Genomic DNA, 14,526 nt, shown 5'->3' on the forward strand with positions numbered 1-14,526 from the left:
TTGGAGTAATTTTTTTAATGTTGAATTATCAGCTAGCCACTATAAGCCCCGGATATTGGGTATATCTTAAAAGTGATACAATTTGCCACGCATTTTTAAGCCAAATGGTGACACTGTATGGTCAGTGTTCAAATGTTTAAAACAGGGTATTCTACTAATGGAATGAAGTTTTATAAATTACTGATTACCAATACCATTCTGCTCATGCCGGTTGTAAGGAGATTTTGGCAGGATTATAACCAGTTAGTTATCAGATACAATTATCCTGCAGGGTTTAACAAGTGTTCACACCTATAAAAATGGGCCGTGGGTTGTAACCGGGTCGATGCCTGCAATCGGCTATTGGGTGAATAGTAGCGTGGCGGGACAGAGGGCTTATCAAAGGCCAATAACGCAAAAAGCCTTAGTAATTAGCTAAGGCTTTTGCGATTATTGCACTATTGAAAGTGATAAAGGGTGGCACCGACCTACTCTCCCACGTTTTACCGCAGTACCATCGGCTCTGGCGGGCTTGACTTCTCTGTTCGGAATGGGAAGAGGTAGACACCGCCGATATAGGCACCTGAATTTCTTTTGGTTCATTTGTTCATTCGTTCAGTAGTTCATTGGTATGAGCTTACTGATGAATGTTCATTTTATCGAACCTATTATTTTATTTGTTTCCTGTTCTTTTATCCACCATGCTTAGCCCTAATGAACCAATGACATCAATGAAACCAATGAACATTTTACAAATGACATATTATTGAAAGAAGTGATTGAATGTAAGAGAAAACAACAGCTTTTGTTGTTTTTGTTGTCACCGGCTCACTTATCCCTCATTCTACGATATTGCTACCAATGAACTACCGAACAAATGAACCAGTGAACGTTTTTCTATCTGAAGAAAGCTTCGGGCAATTAGTATTACTCGGCTATGATGTCACCACCTTTATACCTGTAACCTATCAACGTAGTAGTCTCCTACGACCCTCAATGGAAGTCTCATCTTGTGGCTAGTTTCGCACTTAGATGCTTTCAGCGCTTATCTATTCCCAACGTAGCTACTCTGCAGTACACCTGGCGGCATAACAGATTCACCAGAGGTTAGTCCAACCCGGTCCTCTCGTACTAAGGTCAGCCCCACTCAAACTTCCTACGCCCACAACAGATAGGGACCGAACTGTCTCGCGACGTTCTGAACCCAGCTCGCGTGCCACTTTAATGAGCGAACAGCTCAACCCTTGGGACCTTCTCCAGCCCCAGGATGTGACGAGCCGACATCGAGGTGCCAAACCTCCCCGTCGATATGAGCTCTTGGGGGAGATCAGCCTGTTATCCCCAGCGTACCTTTTATCCTTTGAGCGATGGCCCTTCCATGCAGAACCACCGGATCACTATATCCGTCTTTCGACCCAGCTCGACTTGTCTGTCTCACTGTCAAGCAAGCTTATGCTATTGCACTCCACGTACGGTTACCAAGCGTACTGAGCTTACCTTTGAAAGCCTCCGTTACCTTTTTGGAGGCGACCACCCCAGTCAAACTACCCGCCAAACAATGTTCTCCTCTTTGAAGAGTTAGACACCAAATACAGAAAGGGTGGTATTTCAACGTTGACTAACCGACTCCTAGCGAAGCCGGATCACAGTCTCCCACCTATCCTACACATCCTGTATCCGATATCAATGTTAAGCTATAGTGAAGGTGCATGGGGTCTTTCCGTCCCGTTGCGGGTAACCGGCGTCTTCACCGATACCACAATTTCACCGAGCTCATGGCTGAGACAGCGCCCAGATCGTTACACCATTCGTGCAGGTCGGAACTTACCCGACAAGGAATTTCGCTACCTTAGGACCGTTATAGTTACGGCCGCCGTTTACTGGGGCTTCGATTCAATGCTTCGCCTTGCGACTAACATCCCCTCTTAACCTTCCAGCACCGGGCAGGTGTCAGGCCATATACGTCATCTTGCGATTTTGCATAGCCATGTGTTTTTGTTAAACAGTCGCCTGGGCCTTTTCACTGCGGCTGACATTGCTGCCAGCGCCCCTTCTCCCGAAGTTACAGGGCCATTTTGCCGAGTTCCTTAGCCATGATTCACTCGAGCACCTTAGGATTCTCTCCTCGACTACCTGTGTCGGTTTACGGTACGGGTTTTTATTACCTGAAGCTTAGCGGGTTTTCTTGGAAGTCTGATTACCTGAACTATCACCTTGTCCGAAGATTTGGTGTACTATCAGCTTTCAGCAAAGTCTGCGTACTTAACTACAAACTCTATACCTACAGCCTTTAACGAACTATTCCGTCAGTTCGCGTCAGTGTCACTACTCCGTCACCGCATCGCAGTAATAAAAAGTACTGGAATATTAACCAGTTGTCCATCGGCTACGCCTGTCGGCTTCACCTTAGGCCCCGACTAACCCTGATCCGATTAGCGTTGATCAGGAAACCTTAGTCTTTCGGTGGGCGGGTTTCTCTCCCGCCTTATCGTTACTTATGCCTACATTTGCTTTTCTATTCCCTCCACAGTCAGTTACCTTCCTGCTTCGCCGGATAATAGAATGCTCCCCTACCAGTCATATTAATATGAATCCATAGCTTCGGTATACTGCTTGATGCCCGTTTATTATCCATGCCCGATCGCTCGACTAGTGAGCTGTTACGCACTCTTTAAATGAATGGCTGCTTCCAAGCCAACATCCTAGCTGTCTGTGCAATCGGACCTCGTTAGTTCAACTTAGCAATAATTTAGGGACCTTAGCTGATGGTCTGGGTTCTTTCCCTCTCGGCCATGGACCTTAGCACCCATAGCCTCACTCCAGCGTATATTATAAAGCATTCGGAGTTTATCTGGATTTGGTAGGATTTGACTCCCCCGCACCCAATTAGTAGCTCTACCTCTTTATAACTCAACCGCCAGGCTGTTCCTAAAAACATTTCGGGGAGTACGAGCTATTTCCCAGTTTGATTAGCCTTTCACCCCTACCCACAAGTCATCCGGAAACTTTTCAACGTTTATCGGTTCGGTCCTCCAGTACCTGTTACGGCACCTTCAACCTGCCCATGGGTAGATCACAAGGTTTCGCGTCTACCTCCCCTGACTATACGCCCTTTTCAGACTCGCTTTCGCTTCGGATCCGTGTCTTAAACACTTAACCTTGCCAGGGAAGAGTAACTCGTAGGCTCATTATGCAAAAGGCACGCCGTCACCCGTTGCCAGGCTCCGACCGCTTGTAAGTACACGGTTTCAGGTTCTATTTCACTCCCCTGTTCGGGGTTCTTTTCACCTTTCCCTCACGGTACTGGTTCACTATCGGTCTCTCAGGAGTATTTAGCCTTACCGGATGGTGCCGGCAAATTCCCACAAGGCGTCTCCGACCTCGCGGTACTCAGGATACCACTATCCTACTATCAATTACCCGTACGCAGCTCTCATGCTCTATGGCCGGGTTTCCCACCCCGTTCCGGTTCTCTTTAATATTCATGTTGTGGTCCTACAACCCCTGCTATGCCGTAACATAACAGGTTTGGGCTTCTTCCATTTCGCTCGCCACTACTCTGGAAATCACTATTGTTTTCTCTTCCTCTGCTTACTTAGATGTTTCAGTTCGGCAGGTTAGCGCATTTATGCAGTTATTCTTCAAATAACTAGGTTTCCCCATTCGGAAATCTGCGGATTAATTCATATTTGCTAATCCCCGCAGCTTATCGCAGCTTATCACGTCCTTCTTCGCCTCTGAGAGCCAAGGCATCCCCCGTGTACCCTTTCTTACTTTCTTCTACTCTTGCGCCTTTTGCGCCGCAAGGTATGTCTTTATTTTAGTCCGTCATTGGTTCATTAGTTCATTGGTTCATTAGTATTACTACTTATTTACCTTTGAAGTCTTGAATTCAACAACTTCCTATCTGTTGTTTTCTCTTGTTTTCAATTACTTCTTCCAATATGTCAAAGAACGTTAGTTTTCATCTGTAGCGTAACCTATATTATAGTTACTGTAGAATACTTGGTGGAGAATAACGGATTCGAACCGTTGACCCCCTGCGTGCAAGGCAGGTGCTCTAGCCAGCTGAGCTAATCCCCCGAAGGATAAATTAATTAGTGATTTGGTGATTTATTGAATTAGTGATTGCTTTTCAATTCACTAACTCACTAATTCCTTAACTCGCTAATTGCCTTTATAGTAGTCCCGAGCAGATTTGAACTGCTGACCCCTACATTATCAGTGTAGTGCTCTAACCAAGCTGAGCTACAGGACTAGTTGTTTTTAGTTGCAGTTATCAGTTGCAGTTTGCAGGACTTTTCTGCCTACTGCTGCTGCCACTGCTTACTGCCACTTGTCCTGTGCTTACTTTCGTTTGCACATTCCACAGATGGCTTCATCTTCTGGGTTTCCTTTTGTCTTTTTGTTTGTGTTTTAAGAAATATCATGTAGGTAACAGTTCCGAGTCTATCAGAGATTCTGCTCCAGAAAGGAGGTATTCCAGCCACACCTTCCGGTACGGCTACCTTGTTACGACTTAGCCCCAGTTACCGACTTTACCCTAGGACGCTCCTTGCGGTTACGCACTTCAGGCACTTCCAGCTTCCATGGCTTGACGGGCGGTGTGTACAAGGCCCGGGAACGTATTCACCGCGTCATTGCTGATACGCGATTACTAGCGAATCCAACTTCACGGGGTCGAGTTGCAGACCCCGATCCGAACTGTGAATGGCTTTAAGAGATTGGCATCCTGTTGCCAGGTAGCTGCCCTCTGTACCATCCATTGTAGCACGTGTGTAGCCCCGGACGTAAGGGCCATGATGACTTGACGTCGTCCCCTCCTTCCTCTCTATTTGCATAGGCAGTCTGTTTAGAGTCCCCACCTTAAATGCTGGCAACTAAACATAGGGGTTGCGCTCGTTGCGGGACTTAACCCAACACCTCACGGCACGAGCTGACGACAGCCATGCAGCACCTAGTTTCGTGTTCCGAAGAACTGTGACGTCTCTGTCACATTCACTAACTTTCAAGCCCGGGTAAGGTTCCTCGCGTATCATCGAATTAAACCACATGCTCCTCCGCTTGTGCGGGCCCCCGTCAATTCCTTTGAGTTTCACCCTTGCGGGCGTACTCCCCAGGTGGAACACTTAACGCTTTCGCTTAGACGCTGACCGTATATCGCCAACATCGAGTGTTCATCGTTTAGGGCGTGGACTACCAGGGTATCTAATCCTGTTTGATCCCCACGCTTTCGTGCCTCAGCGTCAATCATACTTTAGTAAGCTGCCTTCGCAATTGGTGTTCTGTGACATATCTATGCATTTCACCGCTACTTGTCACATTCCGCCTACCTCAAGTACATTCAAGCTCTTCAGTATCAAGGGCACTGCGATAGTTGAGCTACCGTCTTTCACCCCTGACTTAAAAAGCCGCCTACGCACCCTTTAAACCCAATAAATCCGGATAACGCTTGGATCCTCCGTATTACCGCGGCTGCTGGCACGGAGTTAGCCGATCCTTATTCTCAAGGTACATTCAACCCGGTTCACGAACCGGGGTTTATTCCCCTGCAAAAGCAGTTTACAACCCGTAGGGCCGTCTTCCTGCACGCGGCATGGCTGGTTCAGACTTCCGTCCATTGACCAATATTCCTTACTGCTGCCTCCCGTAGGAGTCTGGTCCGTGTCTCAGTACCAGTGTGGGGGGTCATCCTCTCAGATCCCCTAAACATCGTCGCCTTGGTATGCCGTTACCACACCAACTAGCTAATGTTGCGCATGCCCATCTTGATCCTATAAATATTTGATTATAATACGATGCCATATCATAATGTTATGCGGTCTTAATCTCTCTTTCGAGAGGCTATCCCCCTGATCAAGGTAGGTTACATACGTGTTACGCACCCGTGCGCCACTCTCATTAGGAGCAAGCTCCCAAATCCCGTCCGACTTGCATGTATTAGGCCTGCCGCTAGCGTTCATCCTGAGCCAGGATCAAACTCTCCATTGTAAAATGCTTTGTTTAACCACTGACCCTATTATTAATTAATAGAATCTGTATTATATATCTTTATACAGTCTCTCTTCTTTTTGTAACTCTTCAATCTTCCTCTGCCTTAGCTTTGGTTAATCTCCCGTTACGCTACATGATTTCCATTTCTTAAAAGAACTTGCTCGCTTCATCATCCGAATCAGCTATTATGTCGTCGCAATCTTCATCGCTTAACTTGTCAGTTTGTTTCCCCGAAAATCGCTTTCGGCTCTCTTGTTTTACTCATTAACTATTGTTAACTTTCTTCCTTCTTTTATTGACTGAACTCGCTCAGCCTCAACTTCTTTTGCTCTTTCAAGCTCCCTTCCGTTTGGGTCTGCAAAGGTAGAAAACCTTTTCTTATTTCCAAAACTTTTTTATTTTTTATTTTTCAAAGTTTCAGACCCGCTTCTCTCTCTCCTTTTCCTCTTTTGCGGGCTGCAAAGGTGTGGATTTTTTTTCATTCCCACAAAAAGATTTTAATCTTTTTTTTCCTTTACTTTTCTATCCTTTTCAATGTACTAACCCCGCTCAACTCGCTTCCTCGTTTGCGGGCTGCAAAGGTAGCCACTTTTACGCCTTCTCCAAATTATTCTTTACTATTTTCCTTAATGTTTCCTTAACTAACTATTCCTCAACGAGAAAAAGTTTATACAAGCCTCGAAAACCAGCATTAGGGATAGCAGCGGGTACCGGCCAACGAGCGTAAAGCCTGCAGGCGTATGAGCGAATAGCCCGGCCGAAGGCAACGCCCTCATTCAGCTTGCTGTTTTGAGCACCGCAGTTAACACTTACAAAAATCAGGACTCATCAACATCGGGACTATAGATAACTTATCCATTTGCAATCTCTACTATATATAGATAGATAACCGCGGAAAACTCATCCAACGATGACTTGCATACCCCCGGCACACTATTTCTCTAACTTTTCATTTACCATGCCTAAAACGATTTATAGAAATCTATATTTGTTAAACAACCAATTCAAAACACAACACATCTTATATAATGGAGGAAAAACCGCTACGAAGCCGGCAATGGTTTGGTAAAAAAGGCAAGGATGGCTTCATATACCGCGCCTGGATGAAAAACCAGGGGATCCCGGCACATCAGTTGCAGGGGAAGCCGGTGATCGGAATCTGCAATACATGGTCGGAGCTTACACCCTGCAATGCCCATTTCCGGGAATTAGCCCAATCTATAAAAAACGGCATTTATGAAGCCGGTGGATATCCCGTTGAATTCCCGGTGATGTCATTAGGCGAAACTTTGGTTAAACCTACTGCCATGCTGTACCGAAACCTGGTAAGTATGGATGTTGAAGAGAGTATCCGTGCAAATCCGCTTGATGGCGTGGTGCTGCTTTGCGGCTGCGATAAAACCACGCCTGCACTGGTAATGGGAGCCTGCAGCGTAAATATTCCAACCATAGTAGTATCGGGCGGGGCCATGCTGACAGGTAAATACCGGGGCCGGGATATCGGTACATCGGATATCTGGCGCTTTTTCGCCGATCATCAAACCGGGCAAATGAACGATGAAGACCTTTATGCTGCCGAAGCCTGCATGGCCCGCAGCCAGGGGCATTGCGCGGTAATGGGAACGGCATCAACAATGGCCTGCATGGTCGAATCGCTGGGACTTTCACTGGCAGAGAATGCGGCTATCCCAGCGGCCGACTCTCGTCGTAAAGTATTAGCGCACCTATCGGGCAATCGCATTGTTGATATGGTGCATGAAGATCTGAAACCTTCAGACATCCTTACCCGGCAGGCTTTTGAAAATGCCATCACCGTTAATGCGGCTATTGGCGGCTCTACAAATTTTATTATTCACCTGCTGGCCATAGCAGGCCGCATCGGGATTGATTTAAGTATGGATGATTTCAATACATCATCCCGCAAAATACCCTTACTGGCCAATCTGCAGCCCTCGGGCAAATATTTTATGGAGGATTTTTATTACGCTGGTGGTTTACCGGCCTTAATGAAAGAGCTGCATGAACAACTTAACAGCGGTGCCATAACCGTAAGCGGCCACCCTATATTGCGTAATTATGAAAACAGCGAATGTTTTAACCGCGAACTGATAGCGCCGGTTGATAATCCTTTTAACCCAACAGCAGGTATAACGGTACTTAAAGGTAACCTTTGCGAAAATGGAGCAGTGATGAAACCGTCGGCGGCAAGCCCGGGCTTAATGCAGCATACCGGTAAGGCCGTTGTATTTGAAAATATAGAGGATTTTAATCATCGCATTAACGACCCGGCATTGGATGTGGATAAAAACAGCGTTCTGGTATTGAAAAATGCAGGCCCAAAAGGCTACCCCGGTATGCCCGAAGTTGGCAATATGCTGATCCCCAAAAAACTGGCAGACCAGGGTATTACCGATATGGTACGCATCTCTGACGGGCGGATGAGCGGTACGGGCTTTGGCACGGTAGTACTGCATGTGTCACCAGAGGCAGCCATTGGCGGAACATTGGCTATAGTACAGGATGGCGATATGATTAAACTTGATGTACCCGCCGGTACACTGCACCTTGAGGTTAGTGATGAAGAAATTGCCGAAAGAAAATCAAAGCTGGCATTAAATAACAATATCAGCAAACGGGGATACACTTATTTATATCAAACGCATGTAGAGCAAGCCCATCTTGGGGCTGATCTTGATTTTTTAAGAGGGGGCTCGGGGAGTGAGGTTTTAAGGGATTCGCATTGAGAAATTAAAAAAATGTCATTTCGACGAGAAGGGATGGACTGCGCTGTGGAGTAAGGAGAAATCTTATACACCATGCATTTGGATTATCGCTTGTATAAGATTTCTCCTCACCCCGATCATTCCCCAACACACATGTTCGTCGAAATGACATAATGCAATAGATTATTAAACCATCAACCTAAAAAATGATAACTGATAAATTTAGCGGACAGGTAGCAATAATAACCGGTGCCGGGCAAGGGATAGGTTTTGAAATAGCTAAACAGCTAAGTCTCGCCGGTGCGGATGTATTATTGAATGATTTGAGTGAGGAACTGGCTGTTCAGGCATCCGATACCATTAATGGGCTCGGCGGTAATTGTTACCCGATAGCCGGCGATGCTTCGGACATTGATTTTATACAGCAAATGGTTGATGAAGCGGTACAGCGTTATGGCAAACTTACCATTGCCGTTGCCAATGCCGGGATCACTTTGTTTGGCGATTTTTTGAATTACCCTGCCCAATCCCTGCAAAGTGTAATGAATGTTAATTTGCAGGGCAGTTTCTTTTTGGCGCAAAGGGCAGCCAGGCAAATTGTGAAACAAAAAAACGGGGGCAGCATCCTGTTCATGTCCTCGGTTACGGGCCACCAGGCCCATCAGGACCTTGCCGCTTACGGTATGACTAAAGCAGCCCTCGAAATGCTGGCCAAAAGCCTGGTGGTTGAACTATCACAACATCAAATTACCGTGAATACCGTGGCGCCCGGTGCCACCCTTACCGAGCGCACGATGGAAGATGCCGGATATCAAAAAACCTGGGCCCGCATTACCCCTATGGGTCGCGCCGCAACTGTTGAAGATGTGGCAAACGCGGTGTTGTTTTTGGTTTCGCCAGATGCAAGGCATATTACCGGGCAAAATTTGGTAGTTGATGGGGGATGGACGGCGGTTAGTACTTCTCCGTATTAGTGAGTGGTTACCCTTCTTTAAATTAAAAACAGACTTGCGAAGTTTTGAAAACTTCGCAAGTCTTATCACAGTTCGAGGTTATTCAACAGATAATCAAAGGTAAACTTTGGTTCATAACCAAAATACCGTTTAGCCTTGTTGCTTATATAAACCCGGTCAATGCTTTTCGGAAATGTCCAGCCATTTAATTCGTAAATAGCTTTAGCCTGCGGATAGTGCTTTATGATCACTTCTGCCGGGTTATGTTTTAATTGTACAAGCTCATCCTTTTTAAAAGGAGAACTACTGGTGATATTAAAGATCTCGAACTCAGGAAAAGTTTGTTCCAAAGCTAATAGGAGGCCTTCGGCACCATCGCGTTCATCGAGGCCGCGGTACAGGCGGTGATTTAGTTTGAGGTTATCCGTTTCGGGCAGGAAACGACCAACGCGGTAAACCGATGTTTGCAAGCCTTCGCGGTAAAAGAAATCCTTACAAAGGTGCTCGGCGGTTTGCTTGGTGATGTCGTAAATATCCCGTGGTTTAATAGGCAGTTCTTCATCAACCCAAACGGCCTTTTCTTTATCTACCATTGCATCTATAATCGAAAAAACCAAAAGTACATTTCATAAAAACGAAAAGTACATTTTTGGTACAAAAACCAATTAATGAGCAACATTAAAGCCCCTTTAAATCTATTTTAGAGGGGCTTTAATATTAATTTAAAATACTTTATTTTATTTAAAAAGTGACCAATCAAATGACACAGCGCCGGTTATTGCCGAAGTAAATACCACGTCAAAAGTATTCGTGGTTTTATTGGTTACGTAATATGGCGCTGATAAAGAAGTAGGGGTAACATTTATTTTGTACGTCGTGTTAGCTTGGGTGCTTCCTATGCTTACCGTAAACGTTGTTTGGGATGTTGCAGATGTTGAGTAACTACCTGAAGGAAAATCTTCGCGTAAAGCTACACTACCACCGTAAGGAGGCATATACCAAAAAACATTTGAAGATAGCGCCCCTACATTTAGCGTGCCGTAATTAGAACTGGAATTATCATTGAATTGATACCCAAACGAATTAGTAGCCCCGATCCCGCCATTAAAAACAGAGGCTCCATTAAATACCTGCGATACAGTCCATGTATTTACCTTGCCAAAAATATTATTGATAGCTGTTGTAACGAATGCATCTGTACTAATTTTATTACTATTATCCCCGGCCGCTTGCGTAGTAGCTGTTGTGCCATTAGGCAGTGCTGTTAAAGTGGTTATGTTTTTACTCGCATCAGTTCCTAATATAGAACTTGCTGTTTGCGTTGAAAAATTAACAGTTCTATTAAAGGTGACAAGTCCATTACTTATAACTACTTCGTTAGCCCCGGAATTATTGTTTAGATTAAAATAAAATGAACCAGACCCTGATTGTCTATAAAATGCAACATCCCCCGCAGCTGTCCCTGTTATATATTGATTAGCACTGGCAGCAACGCCTATTATAAGTTCAGTCGCAGTACGGCCTATTTGGATATCAGAGCGCAATGAACTTGACCCTGATAGGCTTTGGATTGCCTGAACGTTATTACCAGCTTGTGTTAAAAACAAACTTCCACGATTAATTACGCCATTAAAGTTGATACCATCGTGGCTAAGTATATTACCGCGCGAAACAACATCTGCCAATGACTGTACAGCGTTAGATTGATCCGATGTGGCTTGCGGGACTATTGTCTGTACCTGGTAAGGTCGCATCGGGTAATCCATACCTGATAGTTTTTGTGCAATTTGATACACATACAGATTTGGAGAATAGGTATACGTGCCGCCAGTTGTCAAATATTTGGTATTATCATTAGCAACAATAAAATATCTCGTTTGGTTATTGTTGCTAATGCCTAATATTGCCGGGTGCATTGGTGGAGAAGCGCCATTATTTATAGGCGGTGCAAATGTCCCTAACCGGCCTCCGCTTCCGTCGATATTATAATAATAAATAGCGTTCGTGTTAAGCCCGGTTGACATAAAATATGATTTCCCACCGAACAAAACCACCTTATTACCCTCCCGCCTTACGAGCGTATCTTCAGTAAACAATGTTGTAGTAGTAACAAAATCCTTTGTCCTTACTATGTTTACCTGCTCTGACACCGTTGATGAATTTATTTTACTTAAAATGCCATACCAATACCCATTTTTCCTTACAAAAGAAGCGTCCAAAGTACCGGCCCCAGGATATGGATCGTATACCTGCATGCTATCTATAAGACTAACGCCCTGTAAGATATTCTGCTTAATACCATGCCGGTACATTGTTTTTAGGTTATTAAGGCTACCTGCTATTACTGTGCTGTCAGCATAATTCCCGACGAAGTAGCTAAATGTATTTGTACTGTCGTTGTAAATAATCTGCGGGCTATAATCACCGCATATCTTTGCGCCGTTTTTCCTAAATATAATGCCAGAATTATCAATATGGCGCGTTGAGAGGTCAAGTGAAATAACGCGTACCCATGAGTTATTATAAGCCAATCCAGTTGTAGCACCGAAGCCGTGAGCCGTTGAGCTGAAAAAGGCTTTACCATTTGAGATATATGGCGATCCGTTAAGAGTGGTAACTAAATTATAATCAGATGCACCGAGACCTTTCCAATAGCCAGCTTTTATAGATTTAATGTGAATTGTGGTAGATGTTGTATAGTCAGAATTAATTCCGATTGCAAAACGCCAATTTTTGAACGTGGTGGTATCATTTGAGTTAATATATGAGCCGACATTCATCTGACCGGCGTACACGTAATTACCATACGCATCTTTACGGTAAGCATTGATATAATCGTTGTTAAACGTAAAATAGTAAGTGTAGGAACTTCCGTTAAAAAAAGCTGGTGTCGTGCTATTTGTAGAAGTATTTGAAACACCGTTAATGATTGCGTAATTTTTATTATCGGTTCCCACGATATTACCGCCAAGCGTGCTGCCAATAAAATTATCAGAAGTGCTGCCATCCTTAATCATTCCATACCTTATCTCGGCACGTGTTCCTGTGCCTCGCACATAAGCTGTATCAATCGTAACCTCAAGGCATCCAGCACCCGCTTTAATGAAATTACTTAGCGATATATAAGCCACACCAGTACCGTTTTTCACTACTGTTATACCACCTTTATAGGACGTTACAGTTGCAGACGTGGCCGAAATATTGGTTACTTTGAACTTGGAAACATCTTTAAAATGTTCTTCCCGGTTAAAGTTATGAAGTACAAGATTTGGATTATCTTCAACATTTCCAACCAATGGAACCTTATCATAAGCGCCGTCGTAAGTAATTGTGGAAGGGGAAATAGTTCCTACCGGCGCAGTATATAAATTATATGGCTTCACAACATTCCCTGTATCAGCCTTGCCAGCGGATACGGCATCAACATAATCTTTACTTGCGAAAGTATTAGAATTATAAACACTGTCGAGATTAACCCCACCTTGTACAGTGAACGTGCTGTCAGAATTAATATAAATCTGCTTTTTGGTTCGAGAATTAAAAACGAGGCTCTGCGGCGTTATCTCTTTATAAGGAGACCTGCCAGGTGCAATTGTATATACGCCAGACGAATTAGCTACCCACACTGTTTTATTTGCAAGGTCGTATATTTCATTAACCCCAGCGCCCGCAAATGATACATTGGTAAACTTAGCCGCAGCCTGTGACTGCGAAGCAAAGCCATACCTGGTTGAGCCCCTAAACTTATTTAAAACAGTATCAGAAGCAAGCGGCACTACCAATGTGTACGCTAATGATCCCTTACCGCCTGGTGCATCGGAAAAGTTACTTGTTGAAGCGTATAAAGTATCGTTACGCATTATTAACTGTAGGTCTACTGTCACGCCCGACCATCCCGCAGTAGTATTATATAAGCCTGGCATTGAACTGCCATTTGCTATAATTTTTTGATTGGTTTTTCTATAGTTGTACCAAATAACAAATGATTGCGTAATATCGTCCCTGTTCCGGATTACTGTCAATGTATATTGCTCTGGTATAGTAGGGGAAGTAACATCTATCGGCCAGTTGAAATCGCCTGAACTCATGCCATAGGCTTTATTTATAACCTGTTTGCTCGTTTCTGTATACCCAGCGATTAGACCAATCCTATCGTTATCTGCATCATTAGCCGATAATGTTGCTTTAAATGTATACGATGGAACTGCTTTGGGTGAAATAAGTCCTAGTAGGCTACCTGAATTATTTGTGTTGTAAAAAAAGTTTCCAGGTGTATCGTAGAGCCATGAATTAGACTGCTGGGGGTTAACCAATAAGGTATCGTTTAAAGACTGGTTAGTAATATCACCTGATCTTCCGCCATGAACTATATGTTTAAATGTTGAATAAATAGTAGCATTGCTTACGTAAGTTGTTTTTGCACTGTCCAGCTCGGTAGCAGTAGTAACATAATTACCAAAAGTAACCTCTGGCTGTGTTTTATAGGTATTTAAATTATCGCCTGTTAGTTTTATTGTCTCTCCTGACTTACCGAATGGTAAAATAGTTTTTGCAACACTATCAACCCTTTTGTTTGATACGGTTGCTTTTTGCTGCTTATCCCATTTTCCAGATATGCAATTATAGACATACTGGCTTGTATCGGCGGTGCGGTAAAAAATAGCACCACATTTGATGCTGTCAGGCACATATGACGGAAAAACAGGAAAATCGCCCTTTGGCGTACCCATAAAATAACGCGACCATGTAGCACGGTCGGCCATTACCTGGTTGGTGGTTGTTCGGTCATACGGTGGTTTTTGCTGGGCCTGCAATGTTGAGGCCAGCAGCATAAGTAATAAAAACTTAAGTAACTTATTCATTTTAATAGGGGTTTA

The 14,526-nt window shown here is 44.2% G+C and carries 4 protein-coding genes, 2 tRNA genes and 3 rRNA genes; 2 read left to right on the plus strand and 7 right to left on the minus strand.

Features of this window, described 5'->3' with window-relative positions; genetic code table 11:
- Nucleotides 1-454: 454 nt before the first annotated feature.
- The 5 genes from rrf to J3L18_RS22875 form a co-directional block, all read right to left on the minus strand.
- Nucleotides 455-566 (minus strand): 5S ribosomal RNA (gene rrf, locus J3L18_RS22855).
- A 314-nt stretch (nt 567-880) separates the two neighbouring features.
- Nucleotides 881-3,760: ribosomal RNA gene (locus tag J3L18_RS22860) — 23S ribosomal RNA — on the minus strand.
- A 225-nt stretch (nt 3,761-3,985) separates the two neighbouring features.
- Nucleotides 3,986-4,062: transfer RNA gene (locus J3L18_RS22865), tRNA-Ala, on the minus strand.
- A 100-nt stretch (nt 4,063-4,162) separates the two neighbouring features.
- Nucleotides 4,163-4,237 (minus strand) — tRNA-Ile (locus tag J3L18_RS22870).
- A 212-nt stretch (nt 4,238-4,449) separates the two neighbouring features.
- Nucleotides 4,450-5,970 (minus strand): 16S ribosomal RNA (locus J3L18_RS22875).
- Together the 16S, 23S and 5S rRNA genes with 2 tRNA genes alongside form the textbook arrangement of a ribosomal RNA operon.
- A gap of 1,031 nt (nt 5,971-7,001) precedes the next feature.
- Here J3L18_RS22875 and J3L18_RS22880 point away from each other — a divergent pair.
- Nucleotides 7,002-8,717, plus strand: coding sequence for an IlvD/Edd family dehydratase (locus tag J3L18_RS22880; RefSeq protein WP_129571974.1), 1,716 nt, complete (start codon nt 7,002-7,004; stop codon nt 8,715-8,717).
- Nucleotides 8,718-8,902: 185 nt separating this feature from the next.
- On the plus strand, nt 8,903-9,670 hold the full coding sequence (locus tag J3L18_RS22885) for an SDR family NAD(P)-dependent oxidoreductase (RefSeq protein WP_129571975.1): 768 nt from the start codon (nt 8,903-8,905) through the stop codon (nt 9,668-9,670).
- Between the two features lie 65 nt (nt 9,671-9,735).
- On the opposite strand, the gene J3L18_RS22890 is transcribed toward J3L18_RS22885, so the two are convergent.
- Entirely contained in the window at nt 9,736-10,242 is a 507-nt protein-coding gene (locus J3L18_RS22890) for an NAD-dependent epimerase/dehydratase family protein (RefSeq protein WP_129571976.1), read from the minus strand.
- 144 nt (nt 10,243-10,386) lie between these two features.
- Entirely contained in the window at nt 10,387-14,511 is a 4,125-nt protein-coding gene (locus J3L18_RS22895) for a hypothetical protein (protein WP_311084234.1), read from the minus strand.
- Nucleotides 14,512-14,526 lie beyond the last annotated feature (15 nt).

The organism is Mucilaginibacter gossypii (genome assembly GCF_017569325.2).
Taxonomy (GTDB): Bacteria; Bacteroidota; Bacteroidia; order Sphingobacteriales; family Sphingobacteriaceae; genus Mucilaginibacter; species Mucilaginibacter gossypii.